General features: G+C 33.6%; 21 protein-coding genes, 2 tRNA genes and 1 pseudogene. 15 read left to right on the top strand and 9 right to left on the bottom strand.

All coding sequences use genetic code 11. The annotated features are described in order from the left end of the window. From GSY47_RS18585 to GSY47_RS18555, 7 genes and pseudogenes are all read right to left on the bottom strand, one after another. Window positions 1–1,201 (bottom strand): annotated as a pseudogene (locus tag GSY47_RS18585) (IS3 family transposase); the annotation flags it as partial. Window positions 1,202–1,300: 99 nt separating this feature from the next. Next, window positions 1,301–4,480: a T9SS type A sorting domain-containing protein gene (locus GSY47_RS18580; RefSeq protein ID WP_179003871.1), complete on the bottom strand. Its 3,180-nt coding sequence runs from the start codon at window positions 4,478–4,480 to the stop codon at window positions 1,301–1,303. A 103-nt stretch (window positions 4,481–4,583) separates the two neighbouring features. After that, window positions 4,584–5,021 (bottom strand): retropepsin-like aspartic protease, encoded by a 438-nt coding sequence (locus GSY47_RS18575; RefSeq protein WP_179003872.1) that lies wholly within the window; start codon window positions 5,019–5,021, stop codon window positions 4,584–4,586. Next, a complete protein-coding gene (locus tag GSY47_RS18570; protein WP_179003873.1) occupies window positions 4,957–7,602 on the bottom strand; it encodes a CHAT domain-containing protein in 2,646 nt (881 codons plus the stop codon). Before GSY47_RS18570 ends, GSY47_RS18575 begins: the two co-directional genes overlap by 65 nt. 116 nt (window positions 7,603–7,718) lie before the next feature. Continuing rightward, on the bottom strand, window positions 7,719–9,671 hold the full coding sequence (locus GSY47_RS18565; protein WP_179003874.1) for a PKD domain-containing protein: 1,953 nt from the start codon (window positions 9,669–9,671) through the stop codon (window positions 7,719–7,721). 110 nt (window positions 9,672–9,781) lie between these two features. After that, window positions 9,782–10,765, bottom strand: a complete 984-nt coding sequence (locus GSY47_RS18560) for a hypothetical protein (RefSeq protein ID WP_179003875.1) — start codon at window positions 10,763–10,765, stop codon at window positions 9,782–9,784. A gap of 188 nt (window positions 10,766–10,953) precedes the next feature. After that, entirely contained in the window at window positions 10,954–11,253 is a 300-nt protein-coding gene (locus tag GSY47_RS18555) for a hypothetical protein (protein ID WP_179003876.1), read from the bottom strand. Between the two features lie 130 nt (window positions 11,254–11,383). Here GSY47_RS18555 and GSY47_RS18550 point away from each other — a divergent pair, with 130 nt between their 5' ends. The 6 genes from GSY47_RS18550 to GSY47_RS18525 all read left to right on the top strand — a co-directional run bounded on the left by GSY47_RS18550 (window position 11,384) and on the right by GSY47_RS18525 (window position 17,825). Then, complete coding sequence (locus GSY47_RS18550) at window positions 11,384–11,968, top strand: RNA polymerase sigma factor (RefSeq protein ID WP_179003877.1); 585 nt, start codon at window positions 11,384–11,386, stop codon at window positions 11,966–11,968. 2 nt (window positions 11,969–11,970) lie between these two features. Continuing rightward, window positions 11,971–12,696 (top strand): CDC27 family protein, encoded by a 726-nt coding sequence (locus GSY47_RS18545; protein ID WP_179003878.1) that lies wholly within the window; start codon window positions 11,971–11,973, stop codon window positions 12,694–12,696. Window positions 12,697–12,834: 138 nt separating this feature from the next. Further along, complete coding sequence (locus tag GSY47_RS18540; protein WP_179003879.1) at window positions 12,835–14,499, top strand: S41 family peptidase; 1,665 nt, start codon at window positions 12,835–12,837, stop codon at window positions 14,497–14,499. Between the two features lie 318 nt (window positions 14,500–14,817). After that, on the top strand, window positions 14,818–15,606 hold the full coding sequence (locus GSY47_RS18535) for a TatD family hydrolase (protein WP_179003880.1): 789 nt from the start codon (window positions 14,818–14,820) through the stop codon (window positions 15,604–15,606). 64 nt (window positions 15,607–15,670) lie between these two features. Continuing rightward, complete coding sequence (locus GSY47_RS18530; RefSeq protein WP_179003881.1) at window positions 15,671–16,807, top strand: 1-acyl-sn-glycerol-3-phosphate acyltransferase; 1,137 nt, start codon at window positions 15,671–15,673, stop codon at window positions 16,805–16,807. Beyond that, window positions 16,797–17,825: an asparaginase gene (locus GSY47_RS18525; protein WP_179003882.1), complete on the top strand. Its 1,029-nt coding sequence runs from the start codon at window positions 16,797–16,799 to the stop codon at window positions 17,823–17,825. Before GSY47_RS18530 ends, GSY47_RS18525 begins: the two co-directional genes overlap by 11 nt. Before the next feature lie 227 nt (window positions 17,826–18,052). Here the strand turns inward: GSY47_RS18525 and GSY47_RS18520 are convergent, their stop codons facing one another. After that, window positions 18,053–19,297: an MFS transporter gene (locus GSY47_RS18520; protein ID WP_179003883.1), complete on the bottom strand. Its 1,245-nt coding sequence runs from the start codon at window positions 19,295–19,297 to the stop codon at window positions 18,053–18,055. Between the two features lie 91 nt (window positions 19,298–19,388). Between GSY47_RS18520 and GSY47_RS18515 the strand changes: the two genes are divergently transcribed. The 4 genes from GSY47_RS18515 to GSY47_RS18500 all read left to right on the top strand — a co-directional run bounded on the left by GSY47_RS18515 (window position 19,389) and on the right by GSY47_RS18500 (window position 21,626). Next, complete coding sequence (locus tag GSY47_RS18515; protein WP_179003884.1) at window positions 19,389–20,270, top strand: LysR substrate-binding domain-containing protein; 882 nt, start codon at window positions 19,389–19,391, stop codon at window positions 20,268–20,270. Window positions 20,271–20,321: 51 nt separating this feature from the next. Further along, window positions 20,322–20,408 (top strand) — tRNA-Ser (locus GSY47_RS18510). Window positions 20,409–20,534: 126 nt separating this feature from the next. Beyond that, window positions 20,535–21,539, top strand: coding sequence for a virulence RhuM family protein (locus GSY47_RS18505; protein ID WP_179003885.1), 1,005 nt, complete (start codon window positions 20,535–20,537; stop codon window positions 21,537–21,539). Beyond that, window positions 21,540–21,626: transfer RNA gene (locus GSY47_RS18500), tRNA-Ser, on the top strand. It abuts the gene before it with no gap. Between the two features lie 40 nt (window positions 21,627–21,666). Here the strand turns inward: GSY47_RS18500 and GSY47_RS18495 are convergent. Beyond that, window positions 21,667–22,374, bottom strand: a complete 708-nt coding sequence (locus tag GSY47_RS18495) for a hypothetical protein (protein WP_179003886.1) — start codon at window positions 22,372–22,374, stop codon at window positions 21,667–21,669. A gap of 200 nt (window positions 22,375–22,574) precedes the next feature. Between GSY47_RS18495 and GSY47_RS18490 the strand changes: the two genes are divergently transcribed. From GSY47_RS18490 to GSY47_RS18470, 5 genes are all read left to right on the top strand, one after another. Next, window positions 22,575–23,156 (top strand): hypothetical protein, encoded by a 582-nt coding sequence (locus GSY47_RS18490; RefSeq protein WP_179003887.1) that lies wholly within the window; start codon window positions 22,575–22,577, stop codon window positions 23,154–23,156. Further along, window positions 23,156–23,497, top strand: coding sequence for a hypothetical protein (locus tag GSY47_RS18485; RefSeq protein ID WP_179003888.1), 342 nt, complete (start codon window positions 23,156–23,158; stop codon window positions 23,495–23,497). The genes GSY47_RS18490 and GSY47_RS18485 overlap by 1 nt, the downstream gene beginning before the upstream one ends. 241 nt (window positions 23,498–23,738) lie before the next feature. Beyond that, window positions 23,739–24,101 (top strand): S-adenosylmethionine decarboxylase family protein, encoded by a 363-nt coding sequence (locus tag GSY47_RS18480; protein ID WP_179003889.1) that lies wholly within the window; start codon window positions 23,739–23,741, stop codon window positions 24,099–24,101. Between the two features lie 3 nt (window positions 24,102–24,104). Further along, window positions 24,105–25,331: a DUF4178 domain-containing protein gene (locus tag GSY47_RS18475; protein ID WP_179003890.1), complete on the top strand. Its 1,227-nt coding sequence runs from the start codon at window positions 24,105–24,107 to the stop codon at window positions 25,329–25,331. Between the two features lie 6 nt (window positions 25,332–25,337). Next, on the top strand, window positions 25,338–25,523 hold the full coding sequence (locus tag GSY47_RS18470) for a hypothetical protein (RefSeq protein WP_179003891.1): 186 nt from the start codon (window positions 25,338–25,340) through the stop codon (window positions 25,521–25,523). Window positions 25,524–25,531 lie beyond the last annotated feature (8 nt).

Here is a 25,531-nt window from a genome sequence, read left to right as displayed (position 1 = left end):
TTTTTTGATATACAAAATTAGGTGTTTTCATTTTCAAGCTTAAATGCGGCCTTTTTTGATTATAGCATTCTATAGATTCTTTAATTAATTTATTTAATTCTACTGCTGATTTACATTTATAGATTAAAAATTCATGCTTTAAAATCCCATTGATTCTTTCTGCTAAAGCATTCTGATAGCAATCATATCCATCGGTCATTGATGGTTCAATATTGTTCTTTCTTAATTCATTCTGATAAATCTGGGAACAATACTGAAGCCCTCTGTCTGAATGATGTATAAGTGCAAGTTTGTTTTTTCTATTTTTAACTGCCATTTTCAGGGCTTTAACAACATTCTCTGCACTCATATCGTCACTTAAATGATAGCCGACAATTTTCCTGCTGAAAACGTCTGTAACTAATGAGAGATAATGGGTTCTTTCATATGATTTTACATAAGTTATATCACTTACAAAGACCTGTTCGGGCCTATGCACATTAATATCTTTTAGAAGATTAGGATATTTATGAAGCCAGTGTTTAGAAAAAGTTGTTTTAATATAACTCTTTGCAGGCTTTATAAGCAGCTGCTCTCTTTTTAAATACTTGAAAAATGCATCTCTACCGATTTTAATTCCATTTTCAGCAAAACAATGCTCCAATAAAAAATAAAGTTTTCTTGTGCCTAATCTAGGCATTATTCTTCTTTGTTTTTCAACCAGTTCCCTAACTTTGAGCAATTGTTCTTCGCGTATTAGTAAACGTGATTCATGCTGATAAATCGATTGTCGGCTTATCCCAAATAATCTACAGGCATAGGACATACTTATTCCTTTTTCCTGCCGGATGCTTCTGATGGTTTGGGAGAAAACTTTTTTCTGATTTGAGTTCCATATTGACTGTCAGAAATATCAATCATAGTATTAAGAACCATGTTTTTCAGTTTTTCATCTGCCAGTTCTTTTTCTAATCTTTTGATAATCTGTGCCGGAGTTTCTTTTGATTTTGACATAAAAAGAAGATTAGGTTTGCTCCAGTCTAAGTTACCAAATTTTCGTAACCAAACCAAAACAGTGCTTCTTCCCTGTATTCCGTATTTTTTTCTGCGCCTGCTTGTAAGTAAGTTCGCCTTTTTCTACCTGCGAAATAACGGCTAATTTAAAGCCTAAGTTGTAATCTCGCTGACTACGTCGCTCTTTTTTAAATTCTGGATTATTCATAAATAAGTCAATTTTATGTCAACTTATTTCAGGACGAGACAAATGCATAAAAAAAGCCTTCAAAATTTATGAAGGCTTTTTTTATGTGTTTTAGAATCACTATTCTTTGACAAATTTGAATGCTTTTTCTTTTCCGTCAGATCTTACATTTAAGATATACATTCCCGTTGAAAGACCAGATAAATCAATTTCGGCAGAAGTGCTGTTAATATTTTTAGACAAAACAGATTTTCCAGAAACAGAGAAAATTTGAATATGATCTATATTAGATTGGTTTTTAATACTCAAAATATGTTTTACAGGATTAGGATAAAACTTGAAATTGGCCAATTGGAAATCTGGAGTAGAAAGAGAGCCGTTTACTTTTGCAGTAACAGCAAGACGTTCTTTACTTTCGATTCCATTAATAGTCTGCGATGCATAATAAGTAACTCCATCAACTAAAACAGTAGACAACGGTAAAGGTGTTTCAGCCGATTTACTTGTTTTTCCAGTTGGAGAACTTCCAGGAGTACTGTACCATTTTATATTTTGTCCTTCAATAACAAGGTCGCCTAAAGTTTGCCCTTGCTTGAATTCTATATTTACGATAGTTTTTCCATCTGCAGAAGGAGCTGGAACTTCAATTACAAAAGCTAGCATTATAAAACATCCATTTACATCTTGAATAACTGCAGTGTAATCTCCAGGAGCCAAATTTGTGTAGACATTTTGACTTGAAAATATATTTAAATTAGGAGAGACAGCATATTTTAACTCACCACTTCCTCCAGTTGCATTAATAATAGCCGTTTGATTTTCTATTGTAACAGTAGCAGTTAATGGAATAGGTGTTTCTAGGTTAATAACAGTAGTTTCAGTACAGCCATTATTGTCTTTTGCAGTTATTGTATAGACACCTGGAAGAAGATTTTCGAAGATATTAGCGTCACTAAATGGGGCGCCATTTATAGAATAAGAGATAGGGTGTTTCCCTCCTATAGCATTAGCAAATATTGCTCCATTTTGCTGACAAGTAACAGGAGAAACGATTGCAACATTAAGATGTAAAGGATCTGAAGGCTCTACTGCTAAAACAGTACTATATTCCGCATTTTCAGCATCGCGAACTTTTATGATGTAATTGCCAGCTTGATAAACGATAAAAGTGTTGCTCGCAGTATATGTTATACCATTGTCAATTGAGTATTGGTAACCACCAGATCCTCCACTAGCCAAAATTGTTATAGTTGCCATTGGATTCATACAATCCGGCTGGATTACATCAACAACAGCTGTAAGTTGTGGTGTAACAGATGGTGCTAAAATAGCTACTTCTATGGTTTGTGAAAGACATCCTTTAGCATCTTTAACAACTATGCTGTAAAATCCTGGTGCTAAATTGGTAAAAGTATTAGATGCTTGAGCGGGAAACACTGCTGCATTATTACTATTTGTAATTGAATAAGAGTATGGCAATGTTCCGCCTGTCGCATTCATGGTTATACTTCCATCATTGCTATCTGGAGTTGTTGTATTAGTGTAGGCTACAAGCGTACTTGTAAGTGGAGAGTTTGGAGTAATTAGCACAGATTGACTAACGATGCAGCCATTAGCATCTTTCGCAAATAAAGTATAATATCCTGCCGATAACTCAGCTGTATTTACATTAGAATAGATGCTTCCTTGGTTAAAAGAATAACTGTAAGGTTCTTTACCTCCGCTCACATTAATCGTAGCAAAACTTTTGCCCCCACAAATTTCGGCTTCGTTAACAGTTACAGTTGCTGTCAATAAAACAGGTGAATCAATAGTTAATGTCTTGGTAAATATACATCCATTAGCATCTCTAACATATATAGTATGCTCACCCGGCGCTGCACCAAAAAAGGTATTACTCTCTTTATAACTCGTTGATTGATTAACTGCGTATTGATAGGGCATTTTACCGCCACTAGCTGTAATAGTAATAATAGAATCGTAATTTATGGAGCAATTTTCAATTTTTGTATAATTGGCAGTTGCAATTAGCGGTTCATACGATTTTATAACAACGGGAATATTTACGATAGCGTTTTGACTGTCTTTCACATTTACCACATAATTACCAGAGGCTAAATTTGGAAAGATATTTGAAACACTGTATGGTTCATCATTTATAGAATACAAATAAGAGCCCGATCCACCTGTTGCATTTACCAGTATCATAGCGCCCGAAGGATTATCGCATGTACCATCAATTGTCGTGATAGAGGCATTCAAAGGAGCTGTTGGAGCAGGTATGGTAATTTGAGTCATAAAAGTACATCCTTTTTTATCTCTCACTTCTACCATATAAGTACCAGCATCTAAGTTTGGGAATCTGTTTGAAAGCTGAAAAGGTCTTATGACTATTCCAGATATGTCACGTAAAAGATAAGAATATTCAGGTGTTCCTCCCGTTGCAGTAACTGTTATTTCGGCATCGTTGTTGCCAAGAGCGCTGACGTTAGTAGCGGTGACATAAGAGTGTAAAATTGCGGGACTTACTATTTCTACTTGAAATGGAAATGTACATCCTGAAGCATCTTTTACCATCATATTATATTGACCTGCCGCCAAATTCGAGAATATATTAAAAGATTGATAATTAGTTCCTCCATCTTTAGAATAGGAGTAATTTGCTACTCCTCCAATAGGAGTAACTTCTATTCTACCATCAGGAAAACCATTACAACTATTATCTATTTTCAAACTTGTTGCGGTAAGTGGAGCTACAGGAGTTACAACTTTTTCGATAGTAGCTGTACAGTCATAATTATCTTTAACATGTATAGTATAGGTGCCAGGACTTACATTATCAAAAAAACTTTCTGATTGATAATTAATTCCATCTAAAGAATATTTATAAGAAACTCCGCCTCCTACAGCACCAACGCTTAATCTTTGGTTTCCACAGGTTGGATTTGTAACAGTGGCAGCATATATAGATAAGGGACGATTCAGAATTATAAGAAAAGAGTATCTAATTTTCAATTCATTATTAACATATAAATTAGCGTAAATTGATAGTTGCCATTCATTGAAAACAAAATTCTTTGGATCTGAAACTGCGTATATATCATTTGTTGCATGTGTGTCCTTCGTATAATACTTAATGGTGATTTTGTCGCCAGGATTTAAAATTCGGTCTTTAGTCAGCTCATCATAACGACTAGTCAAATCAAAAACATTATCACCAGCGCAATGTATGATACTGCTGATTTGAGCAAAAATGAAGGTAGGTAATAAAAAAAGAAAACAAAGTAGAGTTTTTTTCATAGTATTAGATTTGTTAATGGCCTAACAAATATAATACAATAAACATTGTTAAAATTGAGGTTTCCCGTAAAGACGTAAAAGAAATGAATCTAAATTGAAATGTTTATTTTAAATACAAATAATGGTTAAAATAGTCAATAATCGCTTTTCCTTCCAATAAAACATCAGCACCAATAATACCATGAACAGGTTTTGCTTCGTACGATTCTAAAGCTTCATTCACATGCGAAAGATCAAAAATCACAATGCTGAAATCCTTGTTTTTCCAGCTTCCTAACTGTAATTTATTTTGAGAGGAAATCTGAGTTTTCATTCCCGTTCCGCCAGCGCCCGAAGCTTTTGTTTTTGATTTTTTTGCGGCTAATTCAAAGTATTCTATACTTTCAAATCCGATGCAAGTGTTCGATGCGCCTGTGTCTAAAATAAAATTTCCAGAGATGCCGTTAATTTTAGCTTTAATCTGTAAATGCTGGGTTTTAGTGATTTTGAATTTTATTTTTTTGTAATTCTCTATTTTGAGAATTTCGTGAAGATTTTCCATTTCTGTACTGATTGAAACCCAAAAATAAGCCAATTACAGCCAAAAAACTAATGATATAGAAGATATAATTTGTAGGTTTTTCGGTTTCTTCGATAGTTCCATAATAAACAAAAGCACTCCAATAATAAGGAGATTTTTTAGCATTCGGAATGGTTTTATCTTTTAAAAATGCTCTTTTAGCATTGCCACTCGCTTTTACAAAAGAAACATCATTTTTGATTTCTTTATAGAAATAATCCATAAAAACAGAAGTCGTATAATCGTTTACATTCCATAACGAAAACAACAGATTTTGAGCTCCTGCAAACTGAAAACCTCTTGCTACACTCATTGCGCCTTCGGCTTTATATAACTTTCCAATTCCCGTTTCACAAGCACTTAAAACCACCAAATCGGGATTAAGTTTTAAATTATAAAGTTCAGAAAACAAGATTTCTTGATCGTAAAATTTGATACTGGCAGGAGTTTCCAAATCGCCTGAAGAAGCGTGTGTACTGAGATGTATAATAGATTTTCCTATTGAATTATTTTTAAAGTTTGAAAAACTGGCATTTTCGTTTTCAAAAAACTGTCCTTTAAAATTATGTTTTATGGATTCTAATTCATTTTTTGAAAATCTAAGTGCATAATTCGTCTTTTCAAAAATCGGAAAAACACCGAGAATATTTTCTTTTCCGTTTGAAAGCGTATTGGCATTCAAATATAATTCGGCCGAATTGTTATAAGCAACATCAAATTTGTCCAACAGATAATGCATTTTTGTAAAGTTGGTTGTATTGGATGTTTCATTGATTAAGGCTTCAAAAGGCAGAAAAGATAAAATACCATCTGGAATTAAGATTAAATTTTTATGTTTTGAAGAATGGGGAATTTGAAGCTTTTTGTAAACCTTATTTCCCAGCAAATTATATTTTTTAGGATTATTAGTAATAGCCGAAGGATCTTTAAAAAGACTAATAAAAGAAAGCAATTCGGGAAAAGCGTTCTTGTCGGTTTCAATTCGATGTAATGCAATTTTATTGTTCTCTAAAGTAAAATTATAAATACAATGTGTTCCGAAAAAGTATTCGATTAATAGCGCATTGTCTTTTTCTAATTTGGCATAAAGTGCAGAAAGATCAAAGTTGGTATTCTTTTTTGAATCTGTTTTGCTTTGTTTCGTTTTCAAAAGAAGCATTAATTCGTTCTGTTTTTTAACTGCTTCATTGATTTTTGAAATATCCGCCAATTCCAGTTTTTGCTGTTCTTTCAGAATAGTGGTGTTCCAATTTTGCAATTGCTGTAAAATCAGTTTTTCTTCTCTTGAAATCGTTTCTGAATTTTTAAGATGATTTTTTAAAACAACTGATTTAGTTTGTTCCGAAAGTAAAAAAGCACTTTCCAAATAGCTCATTTTTCTTTCTTTTTCATAAAGAGAAAGATAGATTTCAATACACTTTTCTGTTCGGTTTCGGTTTCGGACTTGTGTTATAATTTTAGAATTTTCATAAACCAAAAGTGACTGAATCATTTCTTCAATCTGAAAAGAAAGCTCGTAACTTTTCAGCGCCTCTTTAGGTTTATTTTCGGCTAAAAAAATCAAGGCTTGTAAATCCAAAGCATCCAGTAAAACCGTTTCCGCATAAAGCGAATTCTGATTGGGCAGTTTATTTTTTGTACTAGAATAAGAAGGAATAAGTGTTTTAAAAATGAAATCAATATTTTCTTGTGCTTCGACAAATTTTCCTTCGCTGAAAGCAATAAAAGCTGCTTCATAATAAAACTGTCCTATTTTTCTAGGTTCGCGATTAGAGGTTTTATTGAATTCGGTTTTGGCTTTTTCGAAGTATTCTGATGCTTTTACGAAATCATTTTCATTTACTTTTAACTGCGCCAGATTTCGATATGCATTGGCTAAAGTTTCAGTTTGTGATTTATCCTTTTTTAAAAGAGAAACAGCTTTTAAAAATGAAGTTTCAGCTTCGGATTTTTTAGAAGATAAAACATAGTTCGTACCTAAATTATTCAGCAAAAGACCTTTTTCTGTGTTGGAAAGTTTTTCAGTCTGAATGGTCTTTTCAATTAATTCAATTGCTTTATAAATATTTCCAGTATTCTGGTAAACATTCGAAAGATTAAGAATTGCGGCCGTTTTTTGCGCTTTGTTTTTCTCCTGACTGGCAATAAAATAATATTGTTTGATCGTATTTTCGGCATTTTCATAATCGCCCAAAACCGTATACAAGTTCCCTAAAGGTTTTAAACAGAATTCAACAATATCATAGTTTTTCAGTTTGTATTTCTGATAAATCATCCAGGCATTTTCATAGCTTTTTACCGCTTTTAAAGTTTGACCAAACTGATTTTCATAATAGGCTTTATTACAACTAAGAATAACAAAGGCCAATAATTCGTCTTTTGTTTTTGGTTTTGCACTTTTCCAAAAATCACTTTCAATATTTCTAAGATTTTGTAACGCTTCTGCAGAAGGATTTGCGGTAAAACTATCCACAGCATTATATATTTTATCCTCCTGATTTTGCCCGAAAACATTCAGACTCAGGAAAAGGAAGATAAAACCATATAAGTGATGTAAGTTCATATTAAGCTTTTTTAATTTCACAGAGATTCACAAAGTTTTTTTCGCAAAGATTCACAAAGCAAAAATAACTTTGCGTATCTCTGTGTAACCTTCGCGTATCTCTGCGGTATAACCACCTAAAACTTCCAGATTCCATACACTTGAAAATAATTAAAATTCTGTTCAAAATTGATCACATATCGAGCGCCTAGACTTGGGCCGATTCTGGCAAAACCTGCCGTCAAATCAAATAAAAGGCCTGTTTTTACATCTGTAAAACTATTTTTCACTTTATCAGAACTGGTTGTCGAACTAATCAAAAAGTTCTCTTTATCACCTTCATAAGTATCCACTTTTACGCTTTGATTTTGCTCAGAAGAAACATTGATATTCGCCTGAATTCCTGCACCAACTCCAATGTAATTATTGATGTTATAGCGAATCAAAACCGGAACTTCCCAGTTGATATTTTTATTTTCCGTCGAAGTTATGGTACGTACCAACTGCCTTGTTCCATTGGCATTAGTGTTAAATGCGTCAGAGACATTCACAGCGCTGTTGTATTGATTCAAAGCATTTACCCATTCTACCTGCCAATAAAAACGATAGGATTTAAACGGAGAAAGTGTAGCTCCTACAAAATAACTCGTTGATTTATCTAAATCAGGATAAAAATTATAACCCGCTTTTGCCCCAATCGAAAGTCCAGGCAGGAATCGGGTAGTGGCATAATTGGTAATTATCGGTTCGTTTTTATCAAAAATAATGGCAGTTCGGCTTTTGGTTTTTACTTTATGAAAATCTTCGCCAAACTTCATGGAGTATTTTACAAAACCTTTTGTAGAATCTTTTTCGTGAACATTTTTTTGTTCGCTTCCCGGAAGGTAAATATTTTTAAAAGTAAAAATGATTTGTTTCTGTTTTATAATCGTATCCAAACAGCTTACAGTTGGTTCTTCGCCTTTTGGACAAATCGGACATTCGGGATACATGCTTTCAATCTGGAAAGTCTTTTTGTCAAACATATCCGGAATATCTGTTTCTAAACGAATTTTTCTTGCCGGGCCTTCGCCGTTATTCTGGAAACGGGTTTTAAAATTGACTCTTTTAAAACGAACCAGTCTGTAATTCATAAATCTTCCGTTAGATCCCATTTTGTTTGGATCATGAGAAGTCACAATTTCCATTTCCAGATTTTTTACTTTATGGTTTTTATAACTTCTGTTCGGAACAAAAATACCGCGCATGGTAACGGTTGCACTGGTATCCTTAATCATTTCAGGAGTAGTTTTGAAAGTGTAAAAAACATTTCGCGTTTCTCCTGGATTGGCATCATCAAATTCTAAAACAGAAACATTATGATAGGTTTTGTTGGCATCTAAAAGAGATGCGTCCAAATCTTCTTCAGTTGTTGTATTTCGGTATTTTTTGGTTTTGAAATTCCCTTCTGCGGAAGCCAGAAAATTATTCGAATCATTCAAATCATCAACCGAAGCGACTAAGTTTTCTTTTACTTCACGTTCGCCGGCATAAGTTCTGAAATCGCTCAATTCGAAATTATTGTGTTTGAATTGTTTTTCATTATAAAACAAATAAAGCTTTCCGTTGGCAACATAATTTTCAAGATTCTGATAACTTACAACGACTACCATTTCCTGCTCCGGAATTGGATCACAATTTTTGATAATTGCAAAACCATTCTGATCGGCAATTGATGCGATGTCTTTATAATTGGTATCTGTAATATCATTAACGGCTACTTTTTTTGGGCGCGTTGCAGGAGGTTTTCCATTGTCGTAATTGTTGGTTACGGCAAGTCTAGTGGTATAAGTGCCTTTCTTTTTGTAAACATGTTTCGGTTCTGCTTCTTTGCTGTAATGTCCGTCTCCGAGTTCCCATAAATAAGAATAACTTGGCTTTGGCGCACCCGCAATCGGAATCAAAGGTGGTGTTTCGGGTTTATAAGAAACCTGATTTCCGTTTTGAATAAAACGGATATTTGCTCTTCGGGTTATGGTGTCTTTTACTTTGGTTTGCCCTATTGAGAGAATAGAAAATAGAATAAAGAAAATAGACAAATGTGGTTTCATAACTAGATAGTTTTGAGGCTTAAAATTTCTTGGGGAAATTTCAAACAGGATTAAATGTAAAAAAAAGTGATGAGCAAATCACCACTTTTTCTTAAAAAAGCATTTGAAAGTTACTGAATGGCATTAATTGCAGCAACCAGCTGGGCTTCTGTACCGACTGTTGTTTCGGCTAGTGTAAAGGTATAAACAGCATTTGCTGTAGTAGTCACTCCTTTGATTGCATATCTCCAGTTACCACCGTCTTCTGTTGCGAAAATTATATGACAGGCAAGACCAACCGGAATCTGACCGTAGTGTTCACTGAATAATCCTTCGGCTGTGTAAGTGTCTAATTTAGCAAGCGCATTGGTACCTTCGCCATCATAAGAAAGATATAAAGCACTATTGGTATTGTTGTATCCTTCAGGAACATCTACCAAAATAGTAGTTTTTGGTCTCGGATCACTGTAGAAACGGTCAACGTTTGTCCATCCAAAGTTTCCAAAAGTTACATAATAATTGTTTCCTTCTCCTTGAACACCGCCTTTTCCGCCAGTTCCATCGGCATTTGCTCTGGCATCTTTCCAAGCCAGTTCGCCATCTTCATCAATAACTCCAGTCCATAAAGTCATTAAATTATCGTAACCATTCGTTAATGCTGTTGGAACAGTCATGTTCATATAGCATGAGGTTTGTAATTCGACTCCCCCCTGAGTTGCTTTGATGAAGAATTCTCCTCCAGAAATCAAAAGATTTTTCTTTCCATCAGGCATAATTCCCATTGTTGGTTTGTTAGTCACTAACATATTTCCTTTATCAAAAAGTTCGATAAATTCGATATCTACTTGTCCCGTAACAGGAGTTCCGTTTTTAGTTAAACAATCTCCGTTAATGTAAAGCTTGACACCCTTTGCGGATGTTAGAGTAACGACTCCATTCCCCGCTGTCATCGTAAAATTTTGAGTGTTTCTTTTTACTCCCTTTTCGCTGATGCTTTTAAAAGCGGCTGCAGTTGGAGGAGAAAGTTTAATATCTTCTCCGTTTGTATCGTCGCAGCTTGCAAAAGTGGTTATCGCTAATAATAAAAGTCCGATCTTTTTAAAATTTGTTTTCATAATTTCTAGTTTTTATAAATCTGGCTTGATTGTTTCAAGTAGTTTTCAGATTTGGTTAATTAATTTTTAGTTAAATCAATTGGGGTTTGATTTTGTTACCCTTGTTTTCAAAAAATATTTTTTAGGCTTTTGTATTGTTATATCAATTGGCTTTAAAAATTGTTACCCTTTATTTTTGATTTTTTTATTTAAGCAGAAAGGCATTTGTCTTCAAAGAGATTTCCGTCTTCGTCAACGGCTACCAAAATGTCTCTTTTACGGGAGAAATTCAGAATGAGATAAATCCAGATAATTACCCAAAAACCTAAAGTCATGAAACTGATAAATAAATGCAGTGCGTGGTTTATGGTTTTTTTTTCTTTGGACAAAACCACATAAGGCAGTTTTTCATTATGTTCTGTAATTACAAAACCGTTGCGTGTTTTGGCAGCAATTATCTCGTAGAATCGGTCTAGATTTTTCTCATTTACAAATTGGTAACTTTCCATTTCTTTTAATTTTTTAAAGGTTTTTAAAAGACTTTTGTTTCGTTATATACAATTCACTGCAATATTGTTACCCCTTGTTTTTGAAAATTTTTGAGATTCTTTTTTTAAATTAGCTGTTAAAACATTTTTTATGGATCAAAACAAAATTCATCCTGACCAAAAATATATTGAAGGGCTTGCCGCAAATGATTCGGTTATTATTGAAATGATATATAAGAAGTATGCGCCCAAAGTTGTTTTGTTTATCACCAATAATTCGGGAGATAAAGACCAGGCTCAGGATGTGATTCAGGAAATTATGATTTTGCTTTTTAATCAGGCCAAAGCCAATAAACTACAGCTCACTTGTCCGTTTGATGCTTACTTTTTCTTATTGTGCAAAAGACGCTGGCTGAACGAACTGAAAAAATCATCAAACAAAGGGGTAACAATTTATGAGAACGTGGTATCTAGTAATGAATCTGCGCATGACTTAGTTGCTCAAACAGAAGAATTTGACGAAAAACAACAGCTTTTTGATACGATGTTCCAGAAACTGGGAGAGAAATGCCAAGAAGTTTTAAAACTCAGTTTCACTTTAAAATCGATGGAAGAAGTAGCCGAGAAACTCAATGTAACTTACGGTTATGTTCGAAAAAAGAAATCGTTATGTGTGGGCCAGTTGACGCAGTGGATTCAGGAAGCGAAAAATTTTAAATCTTTAAAAAACAATTAATCATGAACGAAGAACGCTATATATTATTTGACCAATATCTTCAAGGCGAACTGACCGTTGATGAAAGAAGCAATTTGGAGAAACAATTAACTGAAGATCCAGAACTGGCATCGGCATTTGAGAGTTTCAAAGAAATGCATTTTCAATTAGACAATAAATTCGGAATGGAAACGGAGCGAGAAGCTTTTGAAGAAAACCTAAACCGAATCTCTGATAAATATTTCCAGAAAAAGAAAACCAAAGTAGTTTCATTGAAACCTTGGTATTTTGCAGCAGTGGCTTCTGTTGCCATTATGTTCGGATTGTTTTTCTTCGACTATAAACATTATCCAAATTTTGAAGATTATAATCATCCAGAAAGTGCTTATTTTACTGAAAGAGGAGTTTCTGAAGAAACTTTGAAAAAGGCCGAAGATAATTTTAATGGCAAAAGATATGAAAAGGCAGTACCGCTTTTTGAAGCTATCTTAAAAGAAAATAATTCAGAAGAAATTAAATATTTCTACGGTGTTTCATTATTGCAGGTAGGTAAATATGTAAAAGCAGAAACTATTTTTAAAGAATTAGAAGCAGGAAATTCTGTTTATAAAGAAAAGGCAAAATGGAATCTGGCTTTGTCTAAATTAAAACAAGGAAAATATAAAGAATGTCAGGAAATTTTACAGACCATTTCTCAGGATTTTGAAGATTATGATGATGTTGAACAGCTGTTGGAAGAGTTAAATTAGTTAAAATTTAGCGAGATCGATAAAAAAAATGCGGTCATTACGTAAAACCTCAATCGAATTTGGAATTTTAGTTCTAAATTCGATTTTCTTTTTATAAGAATTGTCCCAAAACAATTTAAAACTTAACCCGATTAATTGATGCAAAAGATTACTTTATTTCTTTTTATCATATTTTCTCAAACTGTTTTCAGTGCTGCTAAAATCACTGAAACAGAAAAACTCGTTGCAACTTGCAAAGTTTGGGGTTTCTTAAAATATTATCATCCAAAAGTCGCTGGTGGAGAAGTGAATTGGGATAAACAGCTTTTGGAGAAATTACCTAAAATAGAAAAAGCACAAACTAAGGAAGAGTTTTCATTAATTCTAGAAAAATGGATTGATGAGCTTGGGACTATAAAAGAAGTTGCACCAATTTCCGCTTCGAAAGATGTAGAATATTTCGATAAAAACTTTGATTTAAGCTGGTTTAATAACAAGTTGTTTTCTAAAAATCTTTCGAAGAAATTGAAATTTATTGAAGAAAACAGGTTTCAGGGCGAACAATTTTATGTTTATGCTATGGAATATGTTGGAAATATTGGCATGAGAAATGAAAGCTCTGAAGATCCTGACTATACTAATAAGGATTCAAAACTTCGAATGGTTTTTATGCTCTGGAATTTAATAGAATATTATTTCCCTTATAAATATCAGATGGATCAGAAATGGGACATCACATTAGATAAAATTATACCTCTTGCTATTCAAGCTAAGAATCATGATGATTTTTTTAATTTGGTAATAAGAAGACTAATGTCAAGTATTGATGATAGTCATACGGAAGTTTATGTTTATCCTACTTCAGAAGCTCGTTTGCCGACTACATATTTCCCTGCCAACGGAAAGATAATCGATGATAAAGTTGTTGTTACTGAAATTTTAGCGGATAGTCTGGCACAAGCTGATAATATAAAAGTAGGCGATGTCATTACTAAAATAAACAATCAAACAATAAAAGATTTTATTGCGGAAAATAAGAATCTGGTTAGTGCTTCTAATAATGCTAAATATTTGGAAAAGATAATTGGCGGAATCTTAATAAGTAAATCGGATACCGTTAAAGTAGAATTTCTTAAAAATGGAGAATATTTAACCAAAACGATGATATGGCACGATTATCATGATTCTCACAGAAACGAATTTAAAAAAGGAGCAAAGAAAAAGAAAGAGAGGTTCAAATTATTAGATCATAATATTGGCTATGTTGACATGGGAATTTTAACAGACAGAAATATTCCCGATATGATTGAACTGCTCAAAAACACCAAAGCAATTGTTTTTGATGTAAGAAATTATCCAAAAGGAACTGCCATAGAGATATCAAATTTTATAAGTCCTCAAGAAAATAAGTTTGCCATTTATACTATTCCGGATTTAAGTTATCCAGGTAGATTTAAATGGAACAATGAAGGCACTTCAAGCGGATCTGACAATAAGGATAATTATAAAGGAAAAGTAGTTGTTTTATTGAATGAGAAAACGCAGAGCCACGCAGAATGGACAGCAATGTGTTTTCGAGCTTCGGGGAATACGACTATCATTGGAAGTCAGACTTCAGGAGCAGATGGTAATATTTCTGTATTTGAGTTTAAAGCATTTCGTACATTATTTTCAGGAATTGGGGTTTATTACCCAGATAAGCGCGAAACTCAAAGAATTGGCATAGTTCCTGATATTGAAGTAAAGCCAACAATTAAAGGCATTCAGGAAGGAAAAGATGAAGTTTTGGACCGTGCTTTGTTATTTATTGAAACAGGCAAATGATATTTTATTAATTCAGTTTGTCGTCCTGAGGAACGAAGGATCACACTAGTTGATCGTCAGAAAAAATGGGGGTTTTCTTTGCGATACTACTTTTGAGATTCTTCGTTCCTTAAGATGATAAAAAAATACAGCAACCTTTGTCAAAGTTTTAAACTTTGACAAAGGTTTTTCTCATTCTAAGCGTCATTTCTCAAAATGAAAAGAGAGAATAATCCGTTTTATCAGCGGTTTCACGAAGTGAATCAGTCAAATCCGCGTCCCGTAATCTCTACAAAATTGGTATTCTTTTAATATTGTCGTAATTTTGACCACTTTAAAATGAAAGCCTTGAATTCAACACCTATTATTACTGATACCCACACGCACTTATATTCTGAAGAATTTGATCAGGATCGTGACGAAATGATACAGCGTGCCATTAACGCAGGAGTTACCCGTTTTTTTATTCCTGCAATCGATGCAGCGGCAACTCAGTCTATGTACGATTTAGAGAAAAATTATCCCGATAATGTATTCTTAATGATGGGATTGCATCCCACTTATGTAAAAGATAATTATCTGGAAGAATTGGCGCATGTTGAAAATGAACTGGCCAAAAGAAAGTTTTATGCTGTTGGTGAAATTGGGATCGATTTGTATTGGGATAAAACACATTTAAAAGAACAGCAGATTGCTTTTAAAAAACAGATTCAACTGGCAAAACAATACAAATTACCTATTGTAATTCATTGCCGTGAAGCCTTTGACGAAATTTTTGAAGTGCTTGAAGAAGAAAAATCTGAAGATTTATTTGGGATTTTTCATTGTTTTTCCGGAACTTTAGAACAGGCTTTGCAAGCTATTTCTTATAATATGAAATTAGGAATTGGTGGTGTGGTTACATTTAAGAATGGAAAAATCGATCAGTTTTTAAATCAAATCGATTTAAAACACATCGTTCTGGAGACAGATTCTCCTTATTTAGCACCAATTCCATACCGAGGAAAACGAAATGAAAGCAGTTATTTAGTGAATGTAATTTCAAAATTGGCAACGATTTACGAAGTTTCTGAAGATGAAATAGCAGCGATAACAACCCAGAATTCGAAGGACGTTTTTGGGATTTAATCTATTCGTTACTTTAATGTAATTTTTTTTTTGTTCTTTTGCCCACTTAAAATCAATATAAATAATGCAGAAATTTGATGCCATTCGACCTTTTTATGATTCTGAAATAAATGAAGCACTTCATGGTGTTGTCAATCATCCAATGATGAAAACCATGATGAACTTTACTTTTCCAGATGTAGAGGATGAGGTTTGGAAAGATCAATTAAAGAAAACACATTCGATTCGTGATTTTCAATGCAATTTTATTTACAATACAATTCAGAAGGTTTTAGAAAAAAGTTCTGAGGGCTTAACAACTTCAGGTTTTGAAAAATTAGAACCAAATACTTCTTACTTATTTATATCGAATCACAGAGATATTCTTTTAGATACGACGCTATTAAATGTATGTTTGTTTGAACATGGTTTAGTGATGACGGCATCTGCAATTGGAGACAATTTGGTTAAGAAAGCCTTTTTGGCAACTTTAGCAAAATTGAATCGAAACTTTTTAGTTTTAAGAGGATTAACACCTCGAGAAATGCTGCAAAGTTCTAAGCTTCTTTCAGAATATATGGGACAATTATTGCTTCGCGAAAATCGTTCGGTTTGGATTGCTCAGAAAGAAGGAAGAACAAAAGACGGAAATGACGAAACTAATCCAGGTGTTTTAAAAATGATTGGAATGGGATCTGACGAAGAAAACTTAATGGATTATTTTAAAAAATTAAAAATAGTTCCAGTTTCCATTTCATACGAATACGACCCGACCGATGTGTTGAAAATGCCGCAATTAATGGCAGAAGCCAACAATGAGGTTTACGTAAAAGATAAAAACGAAGATTTCATGAATATCATTAGCGGTATCATGGGAACTAAGAAAAGAATCCATATTTCTGTCGGAGATGTTTTAGATACAGAAATTGATCAGATCGTAGCCGAAAATGATAATGCAAACAAACAGGTTCTGGCTTTGGCACAAACTATTGATGACGTTGTTTTGAAAAACTATCAATTATGGCCGACTAATTTTATTGCTTACGATATTTTAAACGAAACAGACCGATTTGCTGACAAATACAAAGAAAGCGAAAAACAGCTTTTTGAGCGTCGTTTAGAAATGCGTATCGGAAGTGATAATCCTGTGACAAGACAAGGATTTTTGGCAATGTATGCCAATCCGGTTGTCAATAAATTAAAATACCAAGATGTCATCTAAAGCTAAAATATTATTGATTTATACCGGAGGAACCATCGGTATGAGCAAAGATTTTGAAACTGGAGCGCTTAAGGCGTTCAACTTTGGCAAATTGATACAGAAGATTCCAGAAATCAAACAATTGGATTGTGAAATCGAATCCATTTCATTTGAACATCCAATAGATTCTTCGAATATGAATCCTGAGATGTGGACAAAAATTGCCACAATCATTGAGGAAAGTTACGCTTCTTTTGATGGATTTGTGGTATTACATGGATCTGATACCATGTCATATTCGGCTTCAGCATTGAGTTTTATGCTGGAGAATTTGTCAAAACCTGTAGTTTTTACAGGTTCGCAGTTGCCAATTGGAGATTTACGTACCGATGCAAAAGAAAACCTGATTACGGCGATTCAGATTGCTTCTCTTCAAGAAAACGGGAAACCAGTAATTACAGAAGTTTGTCTGTATTTTGAATACAAACTATACCGAGGCAACCGAACTTCGAAAGTAAATGCAGAACATTTTAGAGCTTTTACAGCACCAAATTATCCAGAATTGGTAGAATCTGGAGTGCACTTAAAATTGAATAAACATTTATTTCTTCCTATAAACAAAGACGCAAAATTGATTGTCCATAAAAATTTAGACAATCACGTTGCCATTATTAAAATGTTTCCTGGAATGAGCGAAATTGTTTTGGCTTCAATCTTAGCAACTAAAGGTCTAAGAGGTATTATACTCGAAACTTACGGTTCAGGAAACGCTCCGACCGAAGACTGGTTTTTAAATTTAATTGAAAAAGCTATCAAATCAGGAATGTATATCGTAAACGTAACCCAATGTTCGGGCGGAAGCGTAAACATGGGACAATATGAAACGAGTACAGCTTTAAAATCGCTTGGAGTGATTTCAGGAAAAGACATTACGACAGAAGCAGCAATTACAAAATTAATGTATTTGCTTGGACATAAGATTCCGCAAAACGAATTTAAAGATATTTTTGAAACAGCACTTAGAGGAGAGATTTCATAGTTTCAAAATTCCAATACTTAAAATCCCAAATTCCATACTTTAGTTTTGGAATTTGGGATTTTTTTTATTGAGAATTTAGTTTAACCGTTCCAGTTTGTCATCCTGACGAAGGAAGGATCTCCGTAAGTAGCTCTACAAATATTGTCGATTCTGATTACGGAGTATCTTGTGGAGATCCTTCCTTCGTCAGGATGACAAGATTGCGCGTATAATTTGGAATTTGTAATTTAATTTTTGGAATTTTGATATGGAACCGGACAAGTTTCCAAATCTTCTTCCGTTGCTTTATGTTTTTTATAATATACATAAACAATCACAGAAAGAATACAGATAACACCCTGAAGCGCAACAGTAGTTCTAACGCCAAGTGAGTGAGAAACATATCCAATAATCAAACTTCCCACGGGAATCATTCCTTGATACGCCATCATAAAATAACTAATGCTTCTAGAACGCATGCTCACAATACTGTGTGTCTGAATATAAATATTGATAGATGAAGTTTGTCCCATCATCCCGATGCCGCTTAAAGTCATACAGATTAAGGCGATGGTAATGCTGTTTGAAACGGCTAATATGATTACGCTGAAACCAAGAAGCAAACTCGCTGCAATCATCAATTTACCCATATTTTCAGCAGATTTTAGATTGGCTAAATAAACAGCAGACAAAACAGAACCAATCCCGGCAGCACTTTCAAACCAGCTGAAAGTTTCGGCATTTCCGCTAAAAATATCTTTGGCAAAAACAGGCATTAAAGTATTAAAAGAAATAACGAACAAACTGCTGCAGGTTAACATTAAAAGCATTCTCGCCATTTCGGTTTCTTTTTTCACATAATCCAAACCTTCAATAAGATCATCCAGCATATTCAATTTATTTTCGGCTTTAATATGCGGCGTGATTTTCATTAGCAATAATGAAATCAAAACGGGAATATAACTAATGAAGTTCCCAATAAAACAGATATCTTCTCCATATTCATGCAGAATAATTCCGGCAATAGCAGGTCCTGCAATACGCGCAAAGTTGTTCATTGTTGAATTTAGCGCCACAGCGTTTGGAAGATCTTCTTTATTATCTACAATATCAATCATCATGGTTTGACGACAGGTCATATCAAAAGCGTTGATGATTCCCTGAATTAAACTTAATGCTAAAATGAAGTTGATGTTGTATATTTTAAGGTAAATCAGCAAAGCTAAAGTTCCGGCCTGAAGCATGGCAAGAGATTGCAGAAATAATAATGTTTTGTGTCTATCATAACGACCAATTATGGTTCCTGCTAGAGGTGCTAGAAACAAAGATGGAATCATACTTAAAAATGTCGCCAATCCCAATAAAAAGACAGATCCTGTTATACTGTAAACCATCCAGCTTACGGCGGTTTTCTGCATCCAGGTTCCAATAACCGAAACAGATTGTCCGTAAAAGAACAACTTGAAATTTTTTGATTTTAAGGCTTTAAACATGATCTTAAATTATTTGATACAAAGGTCGGGATTATGATTTCATTAGAAAAATTAATAATTTTACTGATAATAAGTAGTAAAACTTATCAATATGGAAATTTATCAACTACAGTATTTTATTAAAACGGCTGAGGTTTTGCACTTTACCAAAGCAGCAGAATTGTGTTTTGTAACACAATCTGGACTTTCGCAGCAAATAAAAAAACTGGAAGAAGAACTTGGAATGCCTTTGTTTAAGCGAATCGGAAAAAAAGTACAGCTTACAGAAGCGGGTTCGGTTTTTTTAATTCATGCCAAAAAAGTGGTAGAAAATGTAGAAAACGGAAAACAGGCAATCGAAGATTTGAACGAAATGATTGGCGGTGAACTTCGAATAGGAGTAACCTACATTTTCGGATTATTGGTGCTGCCTGTTGTGAATGCATTTGCTAAAAGATATCAGAATTTAAGAATCATAGTAGATTATGGTACAACAGAATCCTTAGAACAAAAATTGATTAATAATGAACTAGATTTAGTATTAGTGATTTCATCGCATGAGATTGGGCCTCCAATTCAAAAAGTGCCTTTGTTTACGTCAAACATGGTAATGGCGGTTGCAAAAACACATCCTTTGGCTTCTTTAGAAAAAATACCCTTTAAAAAAATAGAAGAAGTACCATTGATTCTGCCGGGAAAAGGATCAAATTCTAGAGAATATGTAGAAATATTGTTTGTAAAACATCATATGAAGCCGAAAATCTCGATAGAATTAAATTCGATTAATGCTTTACTGCAAATGGTAGAAAACAGCGATTGGGCAACTATTGTAGCCGAAAAAGCATTAAAAGGCTGGGAACACAGTCTAAAAGCTATTCAGATTACAGGCGTTGTCACTAAACGAGAATCTTTTATGTTGACAATTGGAAGCTATCAAAAGAAAGCCGTAAAGTTGTTTATGGAAGAATTTAGCAAAAGTATCAACGAATCTTAGAAATTTACGTTGTATAACTCAATTTTTTTTGAGTTCTTTGCAGACCAAAATAGAAAGGTGTCCGAGTGGTTTAAGGAGCTAGCCTGGAAAGCTAGTATATGGGTAACTGTATCGAGGGTTCGAATCCCTTCCTTTCTGCAAGATTTTCAACTTAAACAATACCAAACCTCGAAATGTATATTTCGAGGTTTTTTTATTAACTTTCTCTAATTACTAATTTGCTGTTTGTTGTAATAATCTTAATGTAAAAAGCTTCTTTTTAAGATGGAAAAACAAGAATTTATTTTTTACAATACTGTTGATGGAAAATCTAATGTAGCTCTTTTGGCTAGAGATGGAGATGTCTGGATGAGCCAAAATCAAATTGCAGAACTTTTTGACACCTCTGTACCTAATATTAGCATGCATGTGTCTAATGTGTTTAAAGATAAGGAGTTATATGTTGATTCAGTTGTTAAGGATTACTTAACAACTGCTTCGGATGGAAAGCAATATAATGTTGCATTTTATTCTTTAGCTATGATTTTGGCAATTGGTTTTAGAGTGCGAAGCAAAAGAGGAACGCAGTTTAGACAGTGGGCAAATCAAAATTTGCAGGAATATATGATAAAGGGTTTTGTTATGGATGACGAACGTCTTAAAAACCCAAACGGAAGGACGGATTACTTTGATGAATTACTCGAAAGAATTAGAGATATTCGGGCTTCTGAGAAGAGATTTTACCAAAAAGTTCGTGATCTTTTTGCTTTGAGCAGTGATTATGATGCTACAGATAAAGCGACTCAAATGTTTTTTGCAGATACACAAAATAAACTGCTTTATGCTATTACAGGAAAAACTGCGGCCGAAATTATTGTATCGCGTGCAAGTGCAGATACGCCAAATATGTCGCTAACAAGTTGGAAAGGAAGTGTTGTACGCAAACAAGATATTTATATCGCAAAAAATTATCTGACGGCTGATGAAATAGATACATTAAACCGTTTTGTTGTTGTGTTTCTTGAAACTGCTGAGTTGAGAGCAAAAAACAGACAAGATATTACAATGAATTTCTGGAAAATAAATGTTGATAGAATTATTGAGTTTAATGATAAAGAAGTTTTGACTCACAAAGGAAAAGTAACACATTTACAGATGGAAGAAAAAGTAGAAGCTATATACGAAGTATTCCATAAACAGCGCAAACAACTTGAAGCTAACAAAGCAGACGAGCAAGATTTAGAAGAATTAAAACACTTGGAAAATAAAATTAAAAATAAACCAAAATAAAGAAAGGTGTCCGAGTAGTTTAAGGAGCTAGCCTGGAAAGCTAGTATATGGGTAACTGTATCGAGGGTTCGAATCCCTTCCTTTCTGCTGAAATAAAATGCTCCTATTACGGGAGCATTTTTTGTTTTTAATTAAGATACTTCGCTAAAACAGGATCCTTATCTGGAGCATGATATCCCATAATAATTCTGTCTTTGAATGCTTTCTTTGAAATCACAACCAGCTGACTGCTCACATAATTTCCGGTTGGAGAAAATGTTAGTTGATAAATCGTATCGCCTTTAGTCCAAATAAAATGCTCGGGATAGGTAATATAATAATCATCGAAATCATCTTTTATCTTTTTGGTTTCGTTAGGCAGTTTCTCCAAAAGAAGTTTTTGCGACTTATCGATTTCGTTATATGGCGTGTTTTCGCTCTTTACAATTTCGGTTGGATTGCCCAGTTTTTTCCTGAGAAAATCGAAAAGAACAATGCTTTGATCGTTTTTTGGATTGATTCTCATAAAAGCAATTTTATTATCGTAAACAGTTATTGCCGTTCCCATAACATCATTTATTGGAATTCCTCCGTAGTTAAGCTGTACGGTATTTTTTTCGCCCATAAAGACATAATTGGTAGACTTTTCTCCTTTGTCTACTAAATTTAGACTGGCATCTTCTCCATTAACAACAGCTTCATAATGTCCTTTTTGTTCTGTTTTGGAAGAAAAGGAAAGTCCGTCGAGATAGGTTTTGGCACTTTTGTTGAAATCTATAGTGGATAAATCCTGTGATTTTGGGCTGCAGCTCATTAGTAATAGTAAGTTTAATGAAATTAAAATTTTATTTTTCATAACTAAAGTCCTTGATTTAGGTAATTTTTACTGTTGAAAAAATAGAATAGAGGTACTAAAAGTATATTTTGACTTTTACCAAGATAAAAAATAGTTTGCAATAAAAAAACTACAAAGTGTAAAAAGCACGATTATAAAAAGAAGAATTGATTATTGAAAAATAAACTCTAAATTGGTAGTATAATCTTATTTTAAAGAGTATGAAATCAATTCTATATGCCTTTTTAAGCTTTTTACTTTTTTCTTCCTGCGCCTCTTTTTCAGATAAAATGGTTAAAGATAATAAGGAGAATTTATCAGAAAATGATTTGTCGAAATTGGAAGGGACTTATGAGCTGTTTCCTGATTTACGATATAACAAAAAAGGAAGTGCAGAATTGATAAATTCTCAAGATTCTAAGGTAAGACGTGATCTCAACTATTTTGTCTCGTTTAAAGAGACAAAACAAAGTGATTTTGGAGTTTATTTGGTTGATATAAAGTTTATTAGTGGAAACAAGTTAAAATTTACCACGAAAAAAGACAATGTGGAAATAGAAAGTTTTGAAGTGGGAGGAAAACTAAAAAAAGGACTTTTCTATCTTGACAATAGATATTTAAAACGAAATGGTATTCCGTATCTTGCTGGTGGTTATACCAATTACAAAACCCGAATTGGACTCGCAAAAGATAACGGACTTTTGGTGAATTATGCTTATGATAATTCAGGGGCGATTTTGTTTCTTTTTTGGGCTGGGTCCGATTATAATTTGGGTTATCATTATAAACGTATTGAAAAATAATGAGTCGATATCAATACCATTTTCGTCCCGGTTATCAATCCAAAGAACTTTTAATAGCTATTTTTAGCGGTGCTGAAAACGAAAATTTTATTTCTGATTTGATGGTTGCAATAAAGGAAATTAAACCTAAAATGATTGATATTCTGGATTTATGGATGAATGATGAAGTTTTAATAACGTATGATTCTGAAGTGGGAAAATTTACCATTTCAAAAGATATTTGGGGTTTTGCTTTTATAATAGCCGACGATAATCAAGATGTTTTGGTTAAGATTAATTCGATTTTAGAAAAGTCGGAACTGTTTGAAAAAGTTGAAGTTGATTTTGAAAACTACAAATAGAAACGAAAACTTCTAATCTAGCCCCGATAGGAACGGTATCCTTTTGTTCTGGGGTTCAGAACAAAAGATATAGTGGATAGCGGGACTAAAGGTGCTTTCGAAAACGAGTTTTTCTGCTCCCTAAAAAAAGAAAAAATCCACAAAGATATAGTTCTAAAAAGTTGTGCTTAAATACGGTTTCCCACATTATTTTATTCTGGAAATATTATATATTTGGCTTCTGAGTAATATAAATAACTTGATGGATTTACCTCATTATTCGCCTGGATTGCATAAACTGGTTACTTTACATGTCGCCGAAATTTCGAAGCTTACCAACAGTAATGGTTTTGTTGCGGTTACCAATTCCATTTTAGAAAAATATGAATTGGAGAAGGTTGGTGCAGTGGTACATAACTTTGATAACGATAGTTTTACAATTTCATACTGTCTTAAGGAATCGCATATTTGCATACATACTTGGCCAGAATACAATCAGTTGACTTTGGATGTTTATTTGTGTAATTATCTTCAGGATAATTCGGATAAAGTGCGCGCTGTAATGGCCGATTATATTGCCTATTTTGATGCTGAGATTATTAAAGATTTTGAAATTAACCGATAAGATATGAAGATTCCTTGTTACGATTGTAATACAGAAACCGAATTAGAGGTTGGTTTTGAAGTAGTCAATTTTGTGTGCCCGAAATGTCATAGTTTGTATGCTCGTGACAACGAAGGACATTTTCGACGAAAAAATAAATACAGTAATATACTCAAAGATTATCCGCTGGAACTTGGCGATGTTGGATTTTTGAATGGAAGCGAGTATAAGGTTACGGGTATATTGAAGAAAAAAGTTCATCCGGATTATACCTGGAATGAATTTATATTGCAGAATGAAGCTAAGGAATTTTTATATCTTTCTGTTTCAAACGGGCATTGGATGATGCTTACCGAAATGGAAAAGATCGATCAACTGAGAAAGGGCGTTAAAGTCCTAAAGCATGATGACGTAAGCTACGATTTGTTTGAGCATTCGGATGCTCAAATTATAGATGCCCAAGGTTTTTTTGATTTTGAACTTCCAGGCAAATTAATTCATCTGGCTGAATTTATAAATCCGCCGTTTATTATTTCTGTTGAAAAGATGAACAACGTGCAAACGGCTTTTCATGGAGAATATGTGAGGAAAAGTGTTATCAAAAAAGCTTTTCCTAAAAGAACAATGCCTTATCAGTCTGGAGTCGGTATGATTCAGCCTTCTCGTTTTGACTTGAGAAATACGGCTATTATTTTCTGTCTTTTTGCTTTGTTGATTCTTACGGCCAACTGGTATATTTATAAAGATCAGGTGGAGCAAAATGTGTTTAACAGCGCGATTAAATTCAATGAATTTAATAATAAAGAAATGACTACTCCGTCGTTTGTGCTCAATGGTGCTTCGGCTCCTATGACGATTAAGGTTTCGACAGCTGTACTTAATTCATGGGCGAACTTAAACATCGCTTTGATTAATGAAGATAATGGTGATGAAACTTATGCCAATAAAGACATAGAATATTATTATGGTACTTCTGAAGGAGAATCGTGGACAGAAGGAAGTCAGTCCGAGAAATTTAATATCTGCGGTGTAAAAGCCGGAAAATACCATCTTTCGATTACACCAATGAAAGCTCCGGAAGATTTTTCGACCAGTACAATGAACGTAAGCGTAGTCTGGAATCAGCCTTCGAATCGAAATGTATGGCTGGTTATTATTGGGATGATTGCACTTTATTTTATAATACGATATTTCAAAAACCAATTTGAAAGGAATAGATGGGCAGACAGTTCCTACTCTAATTTTGACTAAATTACTATGAATAGAATATCTGATTTTTTTGCAAATAATTGGGCACCACTGGCAATTGGTTTCTTTTGCTTTGGCGTTTATATATATTTTGCTCTTGCCGGAAACCGAATCTGTGATTGCGAAACTACAGAAAACTACAGATCCACAACGAGCGGAAGCCGTTCATCTTATAATCATTTTTACCACAAATAAAAACAATC

This window comes from Flavobacterium quisquiliarum (assembly GCF_019308285.1).
Classification (GTDB): Bacteria; Bacteroidota; Bacteroidia; order Flavobacteriales; family Flavobacteriaceae; genus Flavobacterium; species Flavobacterium quisquiliarum.
Note: the sequence above shows the minus strand (reverse complement) of the source record. Positions and strands in the feature narration are given on the sequence as shown.

Excerpts from the sequence above, each read along its gene's own strand:
- GSY47_RS18515 (WP_179003884.1), top strand. The coding sequence starts at position 19,389 with ATGGAAATTTATCAACTACAGTATTTTATTAAAACGGCTGAGGTTTTG.
- GSY47_RS18555 (WP_179003876.1), bottom strand. The coding sequence starts at position 11,253 with ATGGAAAGTTACCAATTTGTAAATGAGAAAAATCTAGACCGATTCTAC.
- GSY47_RS18470 (WP_179003891.1), top strand. The coding sequence starts at position 25,338 with ATGAATAGAATATCTGATTTTTTTGCAAATAATTGGGCACCACTGGCA.
- GSY47_RS18535 (WP_179003880.1), top strand. The coding sequence starts at position 14,818 with ATGAAAGCCTTGAATTCAACACCTATTATTACTGATACCCACACGCAC.
- GSY47_RS18505 (WP_179003885.1), top strand. The coding sequence starts at position 20,535 with ATGGAAAAACAAGAATTTATTTTTTACAATACTGTTGATGGAAAATCT.
- GSY47_RS18565 (WP_179003874.1), bottom strand. The coding sequence starts at position 9,671 with ATGAAACCACATTTGTCTATTTTCTTTATTCTATTTTCTATTCTCTCA.
- GSY47_RS18475 (WP_179003890.1), top strand. The coding sequence starts at position 24,105 with ATGAAGATTCCTTGTTACGATTGTAATACAGAAACCGAATTAGAGGTT.
- GSY47_RS18485 (WP_179003888.1), top strand. The coding sequence starts at position 23,156 with ATGAGTCGATATCAATACCATTTTCGTCCCGGTTATCAATCCAAAGAA.
- GSY47_RS18525 (WP_179003882.1), top strand. The coding sequence starts at position 16,797 with ATGTCATCTAAAGCTAAAATATTATTGATTTATACCGGAGGAACCATC.
- GSY47_RS18550 (WP_179003877.1), top strand. The coding sequence starts at position 11,384 with ATGGATCAAAACAAAATTCATCCTGACCAAAAATATATTGAAGGGCTT.
- GSY47_RS18540 (WP_179003879.1), top strand. The coding sequence starts at position 12,835 with ATGCAAAAGATTACTTTATTTCTTTTTATCATATTTTCTCAAACTGTT.
- GSY47_RS18530 (WP_179003881.1), top strand. The coding sequence starts at position 15,671 with ATGCAGAAATTTGATGCCATTCGACCTTTTTATGATTCTGAAATAAAT.
- GSY47_RS18520 (WP_179003883.1), bottom strand. The coding sequence starts at position 19,297 with ATGTTTAAAGCCTTAAAATCAAAAAATTTCAAGTTGTTCTTTTACGGA.
- GSY47_RS18575 (WP_179003872.1), bottom strand. The coding sequence starts at position 5,021 with ATGGAAAATCTTCACGAAATTCTCAAAATAGAGAATTACAAAAAAATA.
- GSY47_RS18545 (WP_179003878.1), top strand. The coding sequence starts at position 11,971 with ATGAACGAAGAACGCTATATATTATTTGACCAATATCTTCAAGGCGAA.
- GSY47_RS18480 (WP_179003889.1), top strand. The coding sequence starts at position 23,739 with ATGGATTTACCTCATTATTCGCCTGGATTGCATAAACTGGTTACTTTA.
- GSY47_RS18570 (WP_179003873.1), bottom strand. The coding sequence starts at position 7,602 with ATGAACTTACATCACTTATATGGTTTTATCTTCCTTTTCCTGAGTCTG.
- GSY47_RS18490 (WP_179003887.1), top strand. The coding sequence starts at position 22,575 with ATGAAATCAATTCTATATGCCTTTTTAAGCTTTTTACTTTTTTCTTCC.
- GSY47_RS18560 (WP_179003875.1), bottom strand. The coding sequence starts at position 10,765 with ATGAAAACAAATTTTAAAAAGATCGGACTTTTATTATTAGCGATAACC.
- GSY47_RS18495 (WP_179003886.1), bottom strand. The coding sequence starts at position 22,374 with ATGAAAAATAAAATTTTAATTTCATTAAACTTACTATTACTAATGAGC.
- GSY47_RS18580 (WP_179003871.1), bottom strand. The coding sequence starts at position 4,480 with ATGAAAAAAACTCTACTTTGTTTTCTTTTTTTATTACCTACCTTCATT.